Source organism: Curtobacterium sp. PvP017, from assembly GCF_054060195.1.
The window spans coordinates 341,466-356,919 of sequence record NZ_JBSSCY010000001.1 but is presented as its reverse complement, the minus strand read 5'-3'; the positions used below and the strand labels follow the sequence as shown (position 1 = coordinate 356,919).

Below are 15,454 nucleotides of genomic sequence, written 5' to 3'. Positions count from 1 at the left end.
ACGGTGCCGGCGGCCCCGGCGTAGCGTCGGCCGCATGACGAAGCACTGGGTGGCACCGCGGTTCGGCGGCAGCGAGGTCCTCGAGTTCGTGGACACCGAGGTCGCCGCACCCGGGCCCGGCGAGGTCACCATCGCCGTCCGAGCCGCCGGCATGAACCCCGCCGACACGAAGCACACGCGGCAGGGCGACCCGGCCGACCTGCCGATCCCCGTCGGCTACGAGGTCGCCGGGGTGCTCACCGCCGTCGGACCCGACACGACCATCGCGTCGGGTGGGGGAGCGGTCGGCGACGAGGTCCTGGCGTTCCGGGTCGCCGGTGGGTGGGCGTCGGAGCTGACCGTGCCAGCGGCCGACGTGTTCGCCAAGCCCGCAGCGCTCGGGTTCCCCGAGGCGGCGAACCTGCTCCTCGCGGGCACGACCGCCGCCGACATGCTGCGCGTCACCCGCGCCGCCGGGCGCGACACCGTGCTCGTGCACGGCGCGACGGGGGCGGTCGGCGTGAGCCTGCTGCAGCAGCTCCGCCTGCTCGGCGCGCGGGTGATCGGCACGACCTCCGAGCGTGGTGCGGACGTCGTCGGACGCTTCGGCGGCGAGTGGGTCGCGTACGGTGACGGCCTGGAGGCGCGGGTCCGGTCGATCGCACCCTCCGGCATCGACGTGGCACTGGACTGCGTCGGGACCGACGAGGCCGTCGACGTCTCGCTCGCGGTGGTCGCCGACCGCGACCGCATCGTCACGATCGCCGCGCCGGCGCGCGCCGCCGAGGCGGGGTTCGCGGCGGTCGGCGGAGCCCAGCCCGAGAGCAAGGCGTTCCGTGACTCGGTGCGCCAGCGACTGATCGACCTGGCTGCGGCCGGCGAGCTCGAGGTCCCGGTGGCGCGCACGTTCCCACTCGCCGAGGCGAAGGCGGCCGCGGAGCTGCTGGAGTCCGGACACCCCGGGGGCAAGCTGGCCCTGCTGCCCTGAGCCGCTCGGTGCGCTGTCGGCGCTGTGGCTTCGCTGTACGTCGCTGTCCTCCGCTGTCCTCCGCTGGGGGGACGCGTCCGGTCGGTGCCGCTGCCAGACTCGGTCGTGGTCGATGTCCGGCCACCGGAAGGAACGAACCAGTGAGTGACCAGTACCCGCCGCAGAACCCGTACGGGCAGCAGCCCGGACCGTACGGGCAGCAGCCCGGACCGTACGGCCAGCAGCCGACCGGTCCGCGCCAGCCGCCGCTGTGGGCTCCCTGGTACGGGATCCCGTTCGTGCAGGCCTTCCCGCGGTTCTGGAAGAAGTACGTCCGGTTCGACGGCCGCGCGAGCCAGTCGGAGTTCTGGTTCTGGGCCCTCTGGTACGTCATCGGCTCGGCGGCCACCGGCATCGTCGGGGGGTTCTTCAACGTGCTGCCGTTCGTCGACGACGCGTCGAACGGGCTGAGCGGCCTGTGGACCCTCGCCTGCGCGCTCGGCTTCATCGCCCTGACGGTGCGCCGACTGCACGACGTGAACCTGAGCGGGTACTTCGCCTTCTTCTTCCTCATCCCGCCGCTCGGCGTCCTGTTCTCGCTGATCGTCGGCTTGATGGGGTCGAACCCGCAAGGCCAGCGGTACGACGAGCCCCACCGCGGGTAGCGAGCGACGGCCCCGCGACGCTTCTGGTTGACTCGGACCCGAGTATCAGCCAACGATCGAGGGGGACACCGTGAGTGACCAGTACCCGCAGAACCCGTCCGGCCAGCAGCCGGGCGGTCAGCCGAACCCGTACAACGGAACGCCGCAGTACGGCCAGCAGCCGGCGACCGGCCCGAACGGCGAGCCGCCGATCTGGGCCCCCTGGTACGGGATCTCCTTCGGCAAGGCCGTCGGACGGTTCTTCAAGAAGTACGCGACGTTCAGCGGCCGCGCGAGCCGCAGCGAGTTCTGGTGGTGGTACCTGGCGAACGTGATCGTCGGGATCGTCCTCGGCATCCTGTACGGCATCGGTTTCGCCACGTCCGAGCGTTCGACGGTTTCCACCTCGACGGCGACCTCGGCGAGCGTGCAGTCGACCATCACCAGCCCGTCGGCGCTCTTCGTGATCGCTGGTATCCTCGCGCTGCTCTGGGGCCTCGCGATCATCATCCCGACGCTCGCCCTCGGTTGGCGCCGCCTGCACGACGCGAACCTGCCCGGTGCCCTGTGGATCATCGCGATCTTCGTCGGCATCGTCGGCATCGTCTTCGGCCTGCTGCCCTCGAACCCGCAGGGCGAGCGCTACGACCGACCCACCGGCGCTCGATGAGCAACGACACACCGCAGTGGGGCCAACCCGGCGGTGACCAGCCGTCGGGGCAGCCTGACCACGGACAGCAGCAGCCAGGGTACGGGCAGCAGCCCGGTCCGTACGGCCAGCAGCCCGGGTACGGCCAGCAGCCCGGTCCGTACGGCCAGCAGCCCGGGTACGGCCAGCAGTACGCCGACCCGTACCCGCAGTACGGACCGCCGATCCCGGTTGGACCGGACGGCGCTCCGCCGCTGTGGGCGCCCTTCTACGGGGCCGGGTTCCTCGACGCCTTCACCCGGTTCTTCAAGAAGTACGCCCGGTTCGACGGCCGTGCCAGCCGCAGCGAGTTCTGGTACTGGATCCTGGCGAACGCGATCGTCACGATCGTCCTCTACGGCGGTTTCATCGCCGGTCTGATCGCCTGGAGCGTCTCGGCCTCGACCACCGACGAGTACGGCTACACCCAGACCGAGGGCGCACCCCCGGCGTGGATCTTCATCCTGCTCGTGCTGTTCGGCCTCTGGACCCTGGCGACCCTCGTCCCGAACATCGCACTGGGATGGCGCCGCGTGCACGACGCGAACCTCGCGGGGCCGTTCTGGCTCATCGCGATGTTCGTCGGCGTCGCCGGGATCGTCTTCGGCTGCCTGCCGCCGAGCCCGGCCGGCGCGCAGTACGACCGTCCCGACCAGGCGTAGCACCTCCGAACGGCAATCGGCCCGCAGCGCGCGAAAGCGCGGTGCGGGCCGATCTGCGTCGTGCGTGGAGTCAGACCACGCGGAGTCGAGCCAGCGCACCGTCGACGACGAGGTCGCGGACGGTGACCGTGGGATCGGCGATCTGGAAGCGGAGCGCCCCGCCGGGCTGCTCGAACCACGGCTGCACGAAGCGGACGTTCACCATGAACGGGCGCTCGACCAGGTAGCGGTGGGTCTCCGGGACGCCGGCGACGTGCGGCGGCAGCGACCGGCTCGGCAGCGGGGTGTCGAGGGGGTGCAGCAGGTAGCCGTCCGGACCACCGATGCGGTCGACGGGGACGCCCGCGGGGATCTGGATGGTCAGCCCCTGTTCGCCGGCCTGCGACACCTGCTGCGCCAGCTGCGGGTACGTCGACGCCGCACGGTCACGGAGCCCGTCGAGCTCGTGCCGGGCGATGTCGCGCGGAGCTGGGAACGGCCGGTTCAGGAACCGACGGAGCATCTCGACCGCGTCCTCCTCGCCGCGCGCGGTGGCGAGGCGGCGGGCCGTGCCGTAGTCGACGACCTCGAGCGCGAACTCGTCGGACGCCTCGGCCGGGACCACGCGGAGCGCGCCCTCGACCGGCGGCTCGTGCAGGGTCTCTCCGGGGAGCTGCACGTAGCGGATCGTGTAGCCGAGCTGGTCGAGGATGGGGCGGGTGGCCGCGAACGTCATGGAGCGGAGCCTATCGGTGGAGTCGATGTCGAGTCTTGGACGCCCCCGAGTGTCAGGCGCGACCCCGCATGACGGCCTGCTTGACCTCGGAGATCGCCTTCGTCACCTGGATGCCACGGGGGCAGGCGTCGGTGCAGTTGAAGGTGGTGCGGCAGCGCCAGACCCCTTCCTTGTCGTTGAGGATGTCGAGGCGGACCTCGGCGGCATCGTCACGCGAGTCGAAGATGAAGCGGTGCGCGTTCACGATCGCGGCCGGCCCGAAGTACTGCCCGTCGGTCCAGAACACCGGGCAGGACGAGGTGCACGCGGCGCACAGGATGCACTTCGTGGTGTCGTCGAACCGGGCACGGTCGGCCACCGACTGGATGCGCTCCTTGCCCGGGGTAGGGGCGGTCGCGGGCTGCAGGAACGGCTGGACCTCGCGGAAGGACTTGAAGAAGGGCTCCATGTCGACGACGAGGTCCTTCTCGAGCGGCAGGCCCTTGATCGCCTCGACGTAGATCGGCTTCGAGACGTCGAGGTCCTTGATCAGGGTCTTGCACGCCAGACGGTTCCGGCCGTTGATGCGCATCGCGTCCGAGCCGCAGACGCCGTGTGCGCAGGACCGACGGAACGTCAGGGAGCCGTCCTGGTCCCACTTGATCTTGTGCAGGGCGTCGAGGATGCGGTCGGTCGGCAGCATCATGACGTCGAAGTCCTGCCAACGCGGCTCGTCGTCGACGTCCGGGTCGAAGCGCCGGATGATGAGCGTGACGGAGAAGGACCCGGGAGGCGCCTCGGTGGTGTCGGTCCGGGGTGCGTCGGAGACCAGGGTGTCGGTCATCTCAGTACTTCCTCTCCATCGGCTGGTACCGCGTCACGACGACCGGCTTCCAGTCCAGCGTGATGTGGTCGTCGGCGAGTGACGAGTGCGGGTCGCCCGTCAGGTACGCCATCGTGTGCTGCATGTAGTTCTCGTCGTCGCGCTTCGGGTAGTCGTCGCGCATGTGGCCGCCGCGGCTCTCCTTGCGGTTGCGGGCCGAGTAGACGACCACCTCGGCCAGGTCCAGCAGGAAGCCGAGTTCGACGGCTTCGAGCAGGTCGGTGTTGAACCGCTTGCCCTTGTCCTGCACGGAGACCTGCATGAAGCGGTTCCGGAGCGTGTGGATCGTCTCGGTGACCCGGGCGAGGGACTCGTCGGTCCGGAACACCTGGGCGTTCTTGTCCATCTCGTCCTGCAGTTCCTTGCGCAGGACGGCGATGCGCTCGGTGCCGGTCGACGCACGCAGCTGGTCGAGCATGGCTCGGACACCGGCGGCGGGGTCTTCCGGCAGCGGGAGGAACTCGGCGGTCTTGACCCACTCGGCGGCGTTGTTGCCCGAGCGCTTGCCGAAGACGTTGATGTCGAGGAGCGAGTTCGTGCCGAGGCGGTTCGAGCCGTGCACGGACACGCAGGCGCACTCGCCAGCGGCGTAGAGCCCGGGGACGACGGTGGTGTTGTCGTAGAGCACCTGCGCGTCGGTGTTCGTCGGGATGCCGCCCATCGCGTAGTGCGCGGTCGGCATCACCGGCACCGGCTCGACGACGGGGTCGACGCCGAGGTAGGTACGGGCGAACTCCGTGATGTCCGGGAGCTTGGTCTCGAGCACCTCGGCACCGAGGTGCGTGCAGTCGAGCAGGACGTAGTCCTTGTTCGGACCGGCCCCCCGGCCCTCGGCGACCTCCTGCACCATGCACCGGGCGACGATGTCGCGGGGCGCGAGGTCCTTGATGGTGGGGGCGTAGCGCTCCATGAAGCGTTCACCCGAGGCGTTGCGGAGGATCGCGCCCTCACCACGAGCGCCCTCGGTCAACAGGATGCCGAGGCCCGCGAGCCCGGTCGGGTGGAACTGGAAGAACTCCATGTCCTCGAGCGGCAGACCCGTGCGCCACACGATGCCGACGCCGTCGCCGGTCAGGGTGTGTGCGTTCGAGGTCGTCTTGTACATCTTGCCGAAGCCGCCGGTGGCGAAGATCATCGCCTTGGCGTGGAAGACGTGCAGCTCACCCGTGGCGAGTTCGAACGCGACGACGCCGGCCGGCTGCTTGCGTGTGACGCCGTCCTCGCCCACGACGTCGACCATGATGAGGTCGAGCGCGTAGAACTCGTTGTAGAACTCGACGCCGAGCTTGACGCAGTTCTGGAACAGCGTCTGCAGGATCATGTGGCCCGTGCGGTCGGCCGCGTAGCAGGCCCGGCGGACGGGCGACTTGCCGTGGTCGCGGGTGTGACCGCCGAAGCGACGCTGGTCGATCTTGCCCTCGGGTGTGCGGTTGAAGGGCAGGCCCATGTTCTCGAGGTCGATGACTGCGTCGATCGCCTCCTTCGCGAGGATCTCGGCGGCGTCCTGGTCGACCAGGTAGTCACCGCCCTTGATCGTGTCGAAGGTGTGCCACTCCCACGAGTCCTCTTCGACGTTCGCGAGGGCCGCGGCCATCCCACCCTGCGCCGCACCGGTGTGCGAGCGGGTCGGGTAGAGCTTCGAGATGACGGCGGTCTTCGCCTTCGGGCCGGCCTCGATCGCGGCACGCATGCCCGCGCCTCCTGCGCCGATGATGACGATGTCGAACTGGTGGTGGTGCACGGTGGTCTCGGTCACAGGGGTCTTTCCGTAGACGGTGGGAAGGCGGTCGGCAGCGGGGATGGTGCTACTGCGCCGGGCAGAAGGAGGGCAGGTCCGCGGCGGCGGCGCCGGCGGGGCACGGGTCGAACGTCCAGCAGACGAGCAGGCCGAGGACGATCAGCACCACGCACGCGACGAGGATCGCGCCGAGGAGCGTCTTGCGGATGCCCGGCTTCGACACGTAGTCGTTGACGATCGTGCGCATGCCGTTCGAGCCGTGGATGAGCGCCAGGACGAGCATGAGGGAGTCCCACACCTGCCAGAACGGGTTGGCCCACTTGCCGGCGACGAAGGCGAAGTCGATCTGCTTGACGCCCTCGCCCGCCACCATGTTGACGAAGAGGTGGCCGAAGATCAGCACGACGAGCAGGACGCCCGAGCCGCGCATGTAGATCCAGCCCCACTTCTCCCAGTTGGTGGAGCGGCGGGCGGCCGAGGCGGAACGGGGAGGTTCGACGATCTGCGTGGTCATCAGGTGCCCCTCTAGTTGAAGTCCGCGAAGAGGTTCATGAGCTGGCGGGGCAGGAAGCCCGCGATCGCGATCGCCCACAGGACGATGACGATCCAGAACATGGCCCGCTGGTACTTCGGCCCCTTGGACCAGAAGTCGACGAGGATGATCCGGAGCCCGTTGAACGCGTGGAACACGATGGCCATCACCAGGGCGATCTCGCCGAGGTTCATGATCGGCGTCTTGTACGTGCCGATGACCGCGTTGTACGCCTCGGGGGAGAGCCGCACCAGCGCCGTGTCGAGGATGTGCACGAGCAGGAAGAAGTAGATCGCGACACCGGTGATCCGGTGCAGGACCCACGACCACATGCCGGTCGATCCGCGGTACAGCGTGCCCTCGAGCTTCCGAGAGGCGCGAGGCGCCTCGATCGTGACGTCGGGGACGGCGGTCGCCGTACCGCCGCCGGTGGGCTCAGCCATGAGCTCGTCCTTCCGTAGGACGGGCTCGCCCGATCGGCGAGCCCTTGCCGTTCGCGTTCGTGTGGAACACGACCCATCCTATGCTCGGGCGCTGACCTTCTCGTCCCGACCGGCCCGCAGGCCCCGACCGACGGGCGGCGCGCCGATGGTGCGAGCCGTGTCGTGGTGCCCGAGGAGCTGGTCGCCGACGGCCTCCCACGTGGTGCCCTCGACCCGGAGACGGCCCGCGGAACCCATCCGATCCGCGAGAGCGCGGTCGTGGTGCAGCCGCAGGACCGCCTGCCGCAGGGCCTGCGGTGCGTCGGGATCGTAGAGCTCGCCGTCGAGTCCGGGGGCGACGAGGTCGAGCGGACCACCCGACGCCGGCGCGATCACGGGCAGCCCCGAGGCGTGCGCTTCCTGGAGGGTCTGCCCGAAGGTCTCGGCCGGACCCGTGTGCACGAAGAGGTCGAGCGAGGCGTACGCGTCGGCGAGGGCGTCGCCGCGCAACGGTCCGGTGAAGGTGACGTCGAGGTGCCGCAGGCGTCGCTCGAGCAGCGCCCGGGACGGCCCACCGCCGGCCACGACGACGCGGATGCCGGGGATCCCGCCGAGCTCGGCGAGCCGTTCGACCTCCTTCTCCGGCGCCAGCCGCCCGACGTAGCCGACGATCGTCTCGCCGTCCGGCGCGATCCGGCGTCGGAGCGCTCGCACGTGGGCGGACTCCCGCCGGGCCGGGTGGAAGAGCTCGGTGTCGACGCCGCGACCCCAGCGGGCGACGCGGGGCACGCCGTCCTCGGCGAGCATCGCGGCGGTCGCGCTCGACGGCGCGAGCGTCAGCGAGGCGCCGGCGTGGATGCGTCCGAGGATCCTCCGCACCAACGGGACGGTCGCGGTCAAGCCGTTGCGGCGGGCGAACCCGGCCACGTCGGTCTGGAAGACGGCGACGGAGGGGATGCCGAGCCTCCCGGCCGCCGTGATCGCGCGCCCACCCAACAGGAACGGACTGGCGGCGTGGAGCACGTCGGCGCCGGAGGCGGCGAGGATCGTGTCGAGCACCGGGTGGGGGAGTGCGACCGGGAACTGCCGGTACGCGACGGCGGGGACCCGGTGGACGTCGAAGGAGCGGTAGCGCTCGACGCTGGTGCGCGAACGGAACTGTGCGAGTCCCGGGGTGTCCGGTGCGATCACGACCGCGCGGTGGCCACGGCGCTCCAGGTGGTCGAGGACCGCGAGGACGCTGGTGGTCACGCCGTTGAGGGTGGGCAGGAAGCTCTCGGTCACGACGGCGACGGTCCGGGGGGACGTGCCGCGCTCCACGCTGCGTGCGCTCATGGTGCTGCCCATGCTCCGGGCGCCACGTGACCCCGCGGGGCCGACGACGTGAACGGGGCGGAGGCGACGGGTGAACAACGCGACGCCGTCGCCGCGCGCACGCTCGACGCTGCCCTGCGGGAGCCCGCATGCGGGAATCGTGCGGAGACCACCCAGGATCCGCGCCGTGGGACCGGTACGGTGAGCGCGTGGCTGACGCTCTCGAAGACTTCTACGCGATCATCCCCGCAGGGGGCATCGGATCGCGCCTGTGGCCGCTGTCGCGCGCGGACGCACCCAAGTTCCTGCACGACCTGACGGGCTCCGGTGCCTCGCTGCTCCGGCAGACCTGGGACCGGCTCGCCCCGCTCGCGGGCGAGCAGCGGATCATGGTCGTGACCGGACGGGCGCACCGCGTCGCCGTCGAGTCGCAACTGCCGGGGGTCGAGGACCACAACGTGGTACTCGAGAGCGAGCCGAAGGACTCCACGGCGGCCATCGGCCTCGCCGCGGCGATCCTCGTCCGCCGCGAACCCGACGTCGTCATCGGGTCCTTCGCCGCCGACCACGTGATCGGTGACGCCCGCGGCTTCCGCCGTTCCGTGCGCGAGGCCGTCGCCGTCGCCCGCGCCGGCTACATCACGACCATCGGCATCACGCCGACCGAGCCCGCCATCGGCTTCGGCTACATCCACGCGCACGGCGACACCCTGGACATCGAGGGTGCACCGACCGCGCACGCCGTCCGGTCGTTCGTCGAGAAGCCCGACCTGGACACCGCACGCTCCTACGTCGAACAGGGCACGTACCTGTGGAACGCGGGCATGTTCATCGCCCGCGCCGACGTGCTGCTCGAGGAGATCGGCCGGAACAACCCGACGCTGCTCGCCGGCATCAACGAACTCGCGGACGCCTGGGACACCTCGGCCCGCGGCGCGGTCGTCGACGCGGTGTGGCCCACGCTCGAGAAGATCGCGATCGACTACACCGTCGCCGAGCCCGCTGCCGCTGCCGGACGCATGGCCGTCGTGCCCGGTGACTTCGACTGGGACGACGTCGGCGACTTCGCCTCGCTCGCCAAGCTGCAGTCCGGTGGTCGACCGAACAACCTCGCCGTCCTCGGCGACGGTGCGCGCATCCTGGCCGACTCGTCGAGCGGCATCGTGATCTCGCACAGCCAGCGGCTCATCTCGCTCATCGGGGTCGAGGACATCGTCGTCGTGGACACTCCCGACGCGCTGCTCGTGACGACCAGCGCGAACGCGCAGCGGGTCAAGGGCGTCGTGGATGCGCTCAAGATCAGCGGCCGCGGCGACGTCCTGTAGCGCTCCACCGACAAACCCCTCGAAATGGGGGTCTGCGGGTGACCCCGCGTTACGGGCGCGTTTCGGCGCGGTCGCGATCCCGTAACCGATCCACCGGACCGGGGCAACGGGTCCTGTACCGGCCGGGCGGTCGTGTACTGTCGCCACGATCGCCCGGAACGCACGTGGTCCGGGCACGCTCCCCGGAGGAACCCACCCGTGACATCTCGTACCCGACGCGTCGTCCTCAGCGGCTTCGCGCTCCTCGGCACCGCCGCCGTCCTCGCCGGTTGTGCCTCGGCGCCGTCCGACACGACGACCGCCAAGAAGACCGACTTCCGCCCCTGCATGGTCTCCGACGCCGGTGGCTTCGACGACAAGTCGTTCAACCAGCTCGGCTACGAGGGCATGAAGGACGCCGCCAAGGAACTCGGTGCCACCTACAAGGAGGCCGAGTCGAAGGACGCCACCGTCTACGACTCGAACATCGAGCAGCTCATCGGCCAGAACTGCAACCTCGTCGTGACCGTCGGCTTCAACCTCGCTGACGCCACGAAGAAGCAGGCCGCCGCGAACCCCGACACCGACTTCGCCATCATCGACGACAGCTCGATCGACGCGGAGAACGTCAAGCCGATCACGTTCGACACCTCGCAGGCCGCGTTCCTCGCCGGCTACGCAGCGGCGTCGTACTCGAAGACCGGCGTCGTCGGCACCTTCGGCGGCATGCAGATCCCGACCGTCACCATCTTCATGGACGGCTTCGCGGACGGCGTGAAGTACTACAACGAGCAGAAGGACAAGGACGTCAAGGTCGTCGGCTGGAACGTCGACTCCGGCAAGGGCTCCTTCACCGGTGGCTTCGAGGCCGGCACGCAGGCCAAGTCGGTCGCGCAGACGCTCCTCGACCAGGACGCCGACGTGATCCTGCCCGTCGGTGGCCCGATCTACCAGTCGGCTGCCGAAGCCATCAAGGACGCCGACAACGGCTCCGTCCTGATCGGTGCGGACAGCGACCTCTACGAGGCCGACCCGCGCTACAAGGACATCGCCTTCACCTCGGTCGAGAAGGGCATGCGCCCGGCCGTGAAGGACGTCGTCGAGCAGGCGGCGGACGACAAGTTCTCGAAGACCCCGTACGTGGGGACGCTCAAGAACGAGGGCGTCGGCATCGCGCCGTTCCACGACTTCGAGTCGAAGGTCGACAAGAGCCTGCAGGGCGAGCTCGACGACGTGAAGGCCGGCATCATCGACGGCTCGATCAAGGTCAAGACCCAGTCCTGACCCGACGGACGCGGGCGAGGGGCTTCCCTCGCCCGCGTTCTCGTGCGCCCGAGTGGTGCACGCGAGACCGTGCGCCCGCGTGGCGCACTCGAGACAGAAATAGACTCCCGAACATGAAGCTCGAACTCCGCGGCATCACCAAGCGGTTCGGCGCCCTGGTCGCCAACGACCACATCTCGCTCACCGTCGAGCCGGGTGAGGTCCACTGCCTCCTGGGTGAGAACGGCGCCGGCAAGTCCACCCTGATGAACGTGCTCTACGGCCTGTACGACGCCGACGAGGGCGAGATCCTGCTCGACGACGTGGTCCAGGACTTCGACGGCCCGGGCGACGCCATGCGCGCCGGCATCGGCATGGTGCACCAGCACTTCATGCTCGTGCCCGTGTTCACCGTCGCCGAGAACGTCATGCTCGGGCAGGAGCAGACCACCTTCGGCGGCCGGCTCGACCTGGCCGGTGCCCGCAAGCGGGTCAAGGAGATCTCGGACCGGTTCGGGTTCGACGTCGACCCCGACGCCAAGATCGAGGACCTGCCCGTCGGCGTGCAGCAGCGCGTCGAGATCATCAAGGCACTGTCCCGCGACGCCTCCGTGCTGGTGTTCGACGAGCCGACGGCCGTGCTCACCCCGCAGGAGACCGACGAGCTGATGGGCATCATGCGCCAGCTCCGCGAGGCCGGTACCGCGATCGTCTTCATCACCCACAAGCTCCGCGAGGTCCGCGAGGTCGCCGACCGCATCACGGTGATCCGGCTCGGCAAGGTCGTCGGTGAGGCATCGCCCACCGCGACGAACAACGAGCTCGCTGCCCTGATGGTCGGCCGCGCCGTCTCGCTCGTCGTCGACAAGACGCCGTCGACCGGTGGCGAGGACGCCCTCGTCGTCGAGGGCCTCACCGTCACCGACCCGTCGGGCATCGTGCTCGTCGACGACGTGTCGTTCTCGGTCCGTCGTGGCGAGGTGTTGGCGATCGCCGGGGTGCAGGGCAACGGCCAGACCGAGCTCACCGAGGCGATCCTCGGCCTCGAGCCCGTCCACGCCGGCCGCATCACGCTGGACGGCAAGGAACTCACCGGCCGCAGCGTCAAGCAGGTGCTCGACGCCGGCGTCGGCTTCGTCCCCGAGGACCGCAAGGAGGACGGCCTGGTCGGCGAGTTCACCATCGCGGAGAACCTCATGCTCGACCGGTCCGACCACGACGCGTTCGTCCGCGCCGGCACCATCCGCGCCGCCGAGCGCGACGCCTTCGCCGACGAGAAGATCGCCGAGTTCGACATCCGCACGCCGGGCCGCGCGACCGCTGCCGGCCGGCTGTCCGGTGGCAACCAGCAGAAGATCGTCCTCGCCCGCGAGCTCAGCCGCGAGCTCCGGCTCTTCGTCGCCGCGCAGCCCACGCGCGGCATCGACGTCGGGTCGATCGAGTTCGTGCACAAGCGCATCGTCGCCACCCGCGACACCGGTGTGCCCGTCATCGTCGTCTCCACCGAGCTCGACGAGGTCGTGGCACTGGCCGACCGCATCGCCGTCATGTACCGCGGCGGCATCGTCGGGATCGTGCCGGCGACCACCCCGCGAGACGTCCTCGGCCTCATGATGGCCGGCGAGATCCCAGAAGGAACGGAGCTGGCCGCATGACCGGTTCGGCCGGCGAGATCCAAGCCACATCCACGACCGGAACGGAGCTGGCAGCGTGACCGCGCAGGACCCAGACAACACGCAGCCCACCCCCGGCACCGAGGCCGATGCCCCGCTCACCGACGACCGCCTGCAGGAGGCGCCGGAGACCCCGCACCTGATGACGGACTCGGTCGACGACACCGAACGCCGCAACGGTGCCCCCGGCACCGACCGCTGGCACGCCGCCCTGCAGAGCATCCTGAACGGGTCCGTGCTCGTCACGGTCCTCGCCGTCGTGCTCGCGCTGGTGGCCTGCGGCATCCTCATCGCGCTGACGGACGAGAACGTCCGCGCCACCGCGGGCTACTTCTTCGCCCGCCCGGCCGACATGCTCCAGGCCATCGGCACCGCGGTCGGCGGCGCCTACGCCTCGCTGTTCCAGGGGTCGGTGTTCAACTTCGGCGCCGACAGCTTCCAGCAGGCCATCGGGCCGCTCACCCGCTCGATCGACTACGCGGTGCCGCTCGTCGTCGCCGGGCTCGGGATCGCGCTGTCGTTCCGCGCCGGGCTGTTCAACATCGGCGGCCAGGGTCAGATCCTGATGGGTGCCGCGGCGGCCGGGTGGGTCGGCTTCTCGTTCGACATGCCCGCCGCGATCCACATCCCCCTCACCATCGTCGCCGGCATCGTCGGCGGTGCGGTCTGGGGCGGGATCGTCGGTGTCCTCAAGGCCCGCACGGGCGCGAACGAGGTGGTCGTCACGATCATGCTCAACTACGTCGCGCTCTACCTGGTCAGCTACCTGCTCCGCACCCCGGGCCTGCTGCAGGCCCCGGGCAGCAGCAACCCGATCTCGCCCGCCACGAAGGACAGCGCCCTGCTGCCGCAGCTCTTCGGTGTGCGGTACGGGGTGGACGCCGGGTTCATCGTCGCGATCCTCGCGGTCGTCGTGGTCTGGTGGCTCGTCAACAAGTCCTCGCTCGGCTTCCGGTTCCGCACCATCGGTGAGAACCCCCGTGCCGCCCGCGTCGCCGGCATGAGCGTTCCGGCGCTGACGATCTGGGTGATGGTCATCTCCGGTGCCCTGGTCGGCATCGCCGGTGCCTACCAGGTGCAGGGCGCCGTCACGACGGGCTTCACCTCGGGCATCGACGCCGGCATCGGCTTCGACGCGATCACCGTCGCGCTGCTCGGCCGCTCGAAGCCGTGGGGCGTGTTCTGGGCCGCGATCCTGTTCGGCGTGCTGAAGAACGGTGGCTACGCGATGCAGGCCGCCAACGGCATCCCGATCGACATCGTCGGCGTCATCCAGGCCCTCATCGTCCTGTTCATCGCGGCGCCGCCGCTCGTCCGCGCGATCTTCCGGATCCCGCAGCCGGGAGCCCGCCAGCGCACGAAGACGAGCAAGAACAGCAAGAAGGCGGTCGCCGCGTGAGCACCCTCAGCACCACCGCGGCGCCCGCGTCGCCCCTGTCCGACCGTCCGGTCGAGACGACCCGCAGCTGGAAGCTCCCGATCGGGTACGGCGTGTTCACGCTGCTCGCGGTCGTGTTCTTCGTCCTGCTCAGCCGCACCGGCACGACGACCTTCCGGCTCGCGAACGCCGGCGACTTCATCGCCCTGCCGAACGTGCCGCTGTCCGCGGCACCGACCGGCTACGTGGTCGTCGTGCTCCTGGCGATCGCCACGGTCTACGCCGTCGTCGAGGTCCGCGCGTACCGGCACGTCCCGCTCTGGGTCACGTCGGTCTTCGCGATCGTCTTCGTCGTCGGGTTCCTGACGTGGGCAGCTGCCGGCGCCACGATCCCGTTGCCGGGCCTGCTGGTCGGTGCGCTCGGACTGAGTGTCCCGCTCGTGTTCGGTGCCCTCGGCGGCGTCATCTCCGAACGGGTCGGCGTGGTCAACATCGCCATCGAGGGCCAGTTCCTCGCCGGTGCGTTCACCTCGGCGCTCATCGCGTCGATCACCGGCTCCGCGTGGGTCGGACTCGTCGGTGCGCTCGTCGCCGGTGTGCTCGTGTCGTTCATCCTCGCCGCGTTCAGCATCAAGTACCTCGTCGACCAGGTGATCGTCGGCGTCGTCATCAACGCCCTCATCTCCGGCCTGACCGGCTTCCTGTACTCGCAGGTGCTGTCGCCGAACGAGACCACGCTGAACATCGGCATCCGGTTCCCGAAGTTCGAGATCCCGCTGCTCCACCAGATCCCGGTCATCGGCCCGGTGTTCTTCGAGCAGAGCGTCATCGTCTACCTGGCCTACGTCGCCGTCGCGGTCGTCACCTTCGGCCTGTTCAAGACCCGCTGGGGCCTGCGCCTCCGCGCGGTCGGGGAGCACCCGCAGGCGGCCGACACGGTGGGCATCAACGTCACGAGCACCCGGTTCTGGAACGTGTCGCTCGCCGGCGCGATCGCGGGCCTCGGTGGCGCGTACTTCACGCTCGACGCGGTCGGACCGTTCACGAAGGACATGACCGCGGGCGCCGGCTACATCGCCCTGGCCGCCGTCATCTTCGGTCGCTGGGACCCGATCAAGGCCACGCTCGCCGCCCTGCTGTTCGGCTTCGCGTCGAACCTGCAGAACACGCTCGGGGCGATCGACTCGCCCGTGCCGAGCGAGTTCCTGCTCATGCTGCCGTACGTGGTGACGATCTTCGCCGTGGCCGGCCTGGTCGGCCAGTCACGCGGCCCCGCCGCGTCCGGCAAGCCCTACATCAAGAGCTGACGGCCT

Annotated in this window: 15 protein-coding genes; 9 read left to right on the top strand and 6 right to left on the bottom strand. The window is 69.9% G+C overall.

What is annotated here, in order from left to right; translation table 11 throughout:
- The first annotated feature begins 34 nt into the window (after positions 1-34).
- The 4 genes from ACVKXF_RS01665 to ACVKXF_RS01650 all read left to right on the top strand — a co-directional run bounded on the left by ACVKXF_RS01665 (position 35) and on the right by ACVKXF_RS01650 (position 2,940).
- Complete coding sequence (locus ACVKXF_RS01665; protein WP_456794647.1) at positions 35-967, top strand: NADP-dependent oxidoreductase; 933 nt, start codon at positions 35-37, stop codon at positions 965-967.
- A gap of 140 nt (positions 968-1,107) precedes the next feature.
- Entirely contained in the window at positions 1,108-1,611 is a 504-nt protein-coding gene (locus ACVKXF_RS01660; protein ID WP_456794646.1) for a DUF805 domain-containing protein, read from the top strand.
- 70 nt (positions 1,612-1,681) lie between these two features.
- Entirely contained in the window at positions 1,682-2,260 is a 579-nt protein-coding gene (locus ACVKXF_RS01655; RefSeq protein WP_456794645.1) for a DUF805 domain-containing protein, read from the top strand.
- Positions 2,257-2,940 (top strand): DUF805 domain-containing protein, encoded by a 684-nt coding sequence (locus ACVKXF_RS01650; protein WP_123313765.1) that lies wholly within the window; start codon positions 2,257-2,259, stop codon positions 2,938-2,940. The genes ACVKXF_RS01655 and ACVKXF_RS01650 overlap by 4 nt, the downstream gene beginning before the upstream one ends.
- 70 nt (positions 2,941-3,010) lie before the next feature.
- Here the strand turns inward: ACVKXF_RS01650 and ACVKXF_RS01645 are convergent, their stop codons facing one another.
- From ACVKXF_RS01645 to ACVKXF_RS01620, 6 genes are all read right to left on the bottom strand, one after another.
- Entirely contained in the window at positions 3,011-3,655 is a 645-nt protein-coding gene (locus tag ACVKXF_RS01645) for a TNT domain-containing protein (protein ID WP_111086631.1), read from the bottom strand.
- Between the two features lie 52 nt (positions 3,656-3,707).
- Positions 3,708-4,478: a succinate dehydrogenase iron-sulfur subunit gene (locus ACVKXF_RS01640; protein ID WP_456794644.1), complete on the bottom strand. Its 771-nt coding sequence runs from the start codon at positions 4,476-4,478 to the stop codon at positions 3,708-3,710.
- A gap of 1 nt (position 4,479) precedes the next feature.
- Positions 4,480-6,273 (bottom strand): succinate dehydrogenase flavoprotein subunit, encoded by a 1,794-nt coding sequence (gene sdhA / locus ACVKXF_RS01635; RefSeq protein ID WP_111086629.1) that lies wholly within the window; start codon positions 6,271-6,273, stop codon positions 4,480-4,482.
- A gap of 49 nt (positions 6,274-6,322) precedes the next feature.
- Positions 6,323-6,769, bottom strand: a complete 447-nt coding sequence (sdhD, locus tag ACVKXF_RS01630) for a succinate dehydrogenase, hydrophobic membrane anchor protein (protein WP_340195686.1) — start codon at positions 6,767-6,769, stop codon at positions 6,323-6,325.
- An 11-nt stretch (positions 6,770-6,780) separates the two neighbouring features.
- Positions 6,781-7,230: a succinate dehydrogenase, cytochrome b556 subunit gene (sdhC, locus tag ACVKXF_RS01625; protein WP_222658055.1), complete on the bottom strand. Its 450-nt coding sequence runs from the start codon at positions 7,228-7,230 to the stop codon at positions 6,781-6,783.
- A 78-nt stretch (positions 7,231-7,308) separates the two neighbouring features.
- The gene (locus ACVKXF_RS01620) at positions 7,309-8,544 is read right to left on the bottom strand and encodes a glycosyltransferase family 4 protein (protein ID WP_260233126.1); all 1,236 of its coding nucleotides are present in this window, start codon (positions 8,542-8,544) and stop codon (positions 7,309-7,311) included.
- A 188-nt stretch (positions 8,545-8,732) separates the two neighbouring features.
- Between ACVKXF_RS01620 and ACVKXF_RS01615 the strand changes: the two genes are divergently transcribed.
- From ACVKXF_RS01615 to ACVKXF_RS01595, 5 genes are all read left to right on the top strand, one after another.
- Entirely contained in the window at positions 8,733-9,848 is a 1,116-nt protein-coding gene (locus tag ACVKXF_RS01615) for a mannose-1-phosphate guanylyltransferase (RefSeq protein WP_396288870.1), read from the top strand.
- A 198-nt stretch (positions 9,849-10,046) separates the two neighbouring features.
- A complete protein-coding gene (locus ACVKXF_RS01610) occupies positions 10,047-11,111 on the top strand; it encodes a BMP family lipoprotein (RefSeq protein WP_123313760.1) in 1,065 nt (354 codons plus the stop codon).
- Positions 11,112-11,224: 113 nt separating this feature from the next.
- Positions 11,225-12,745: an ABC transporter ATP-binding protein gene (locus ACVKXF_RS01605; RefSeq protein WP_123313759.1), complete on the top strand. Its 1,521-nt coding sequence runs from the start codon at positions 11,225-11,227 to the stop codon at positions 12,743-12,745.
- A 55-nt stretch (positions 12,746-12,800) separates the two neighbouring features.
- Positions 12,801-14,162 carry an ABC transporter permease gene (locus ACVKXF_RS01600; RefSeq protein ID WP_456794643.1) on the top strand — a complete coding sequence of 454 codons (1,362 nt, stop codon included), beginning with the start codon at positions 12,801-12,803 and terminating at the stop codon, positions 14,160-14,162.
- Positions 14,159-15,448, top strand: coding sequence for an ABC transporter permease (locus ACVKXF_RS01595; protein WP_456794642.1), 1,290 nt, complete (start codon positions 14,159-14,161; stop codon positions 15,446-15,448). Before ACVKXF_RS01600 ends, ACVKXF_RS01595 begins: the two co-directional genes overlap by 4 nt.
- The last annotated feature ends 6 nt before the right edge of the window (positions 15,449-15,454 follow it).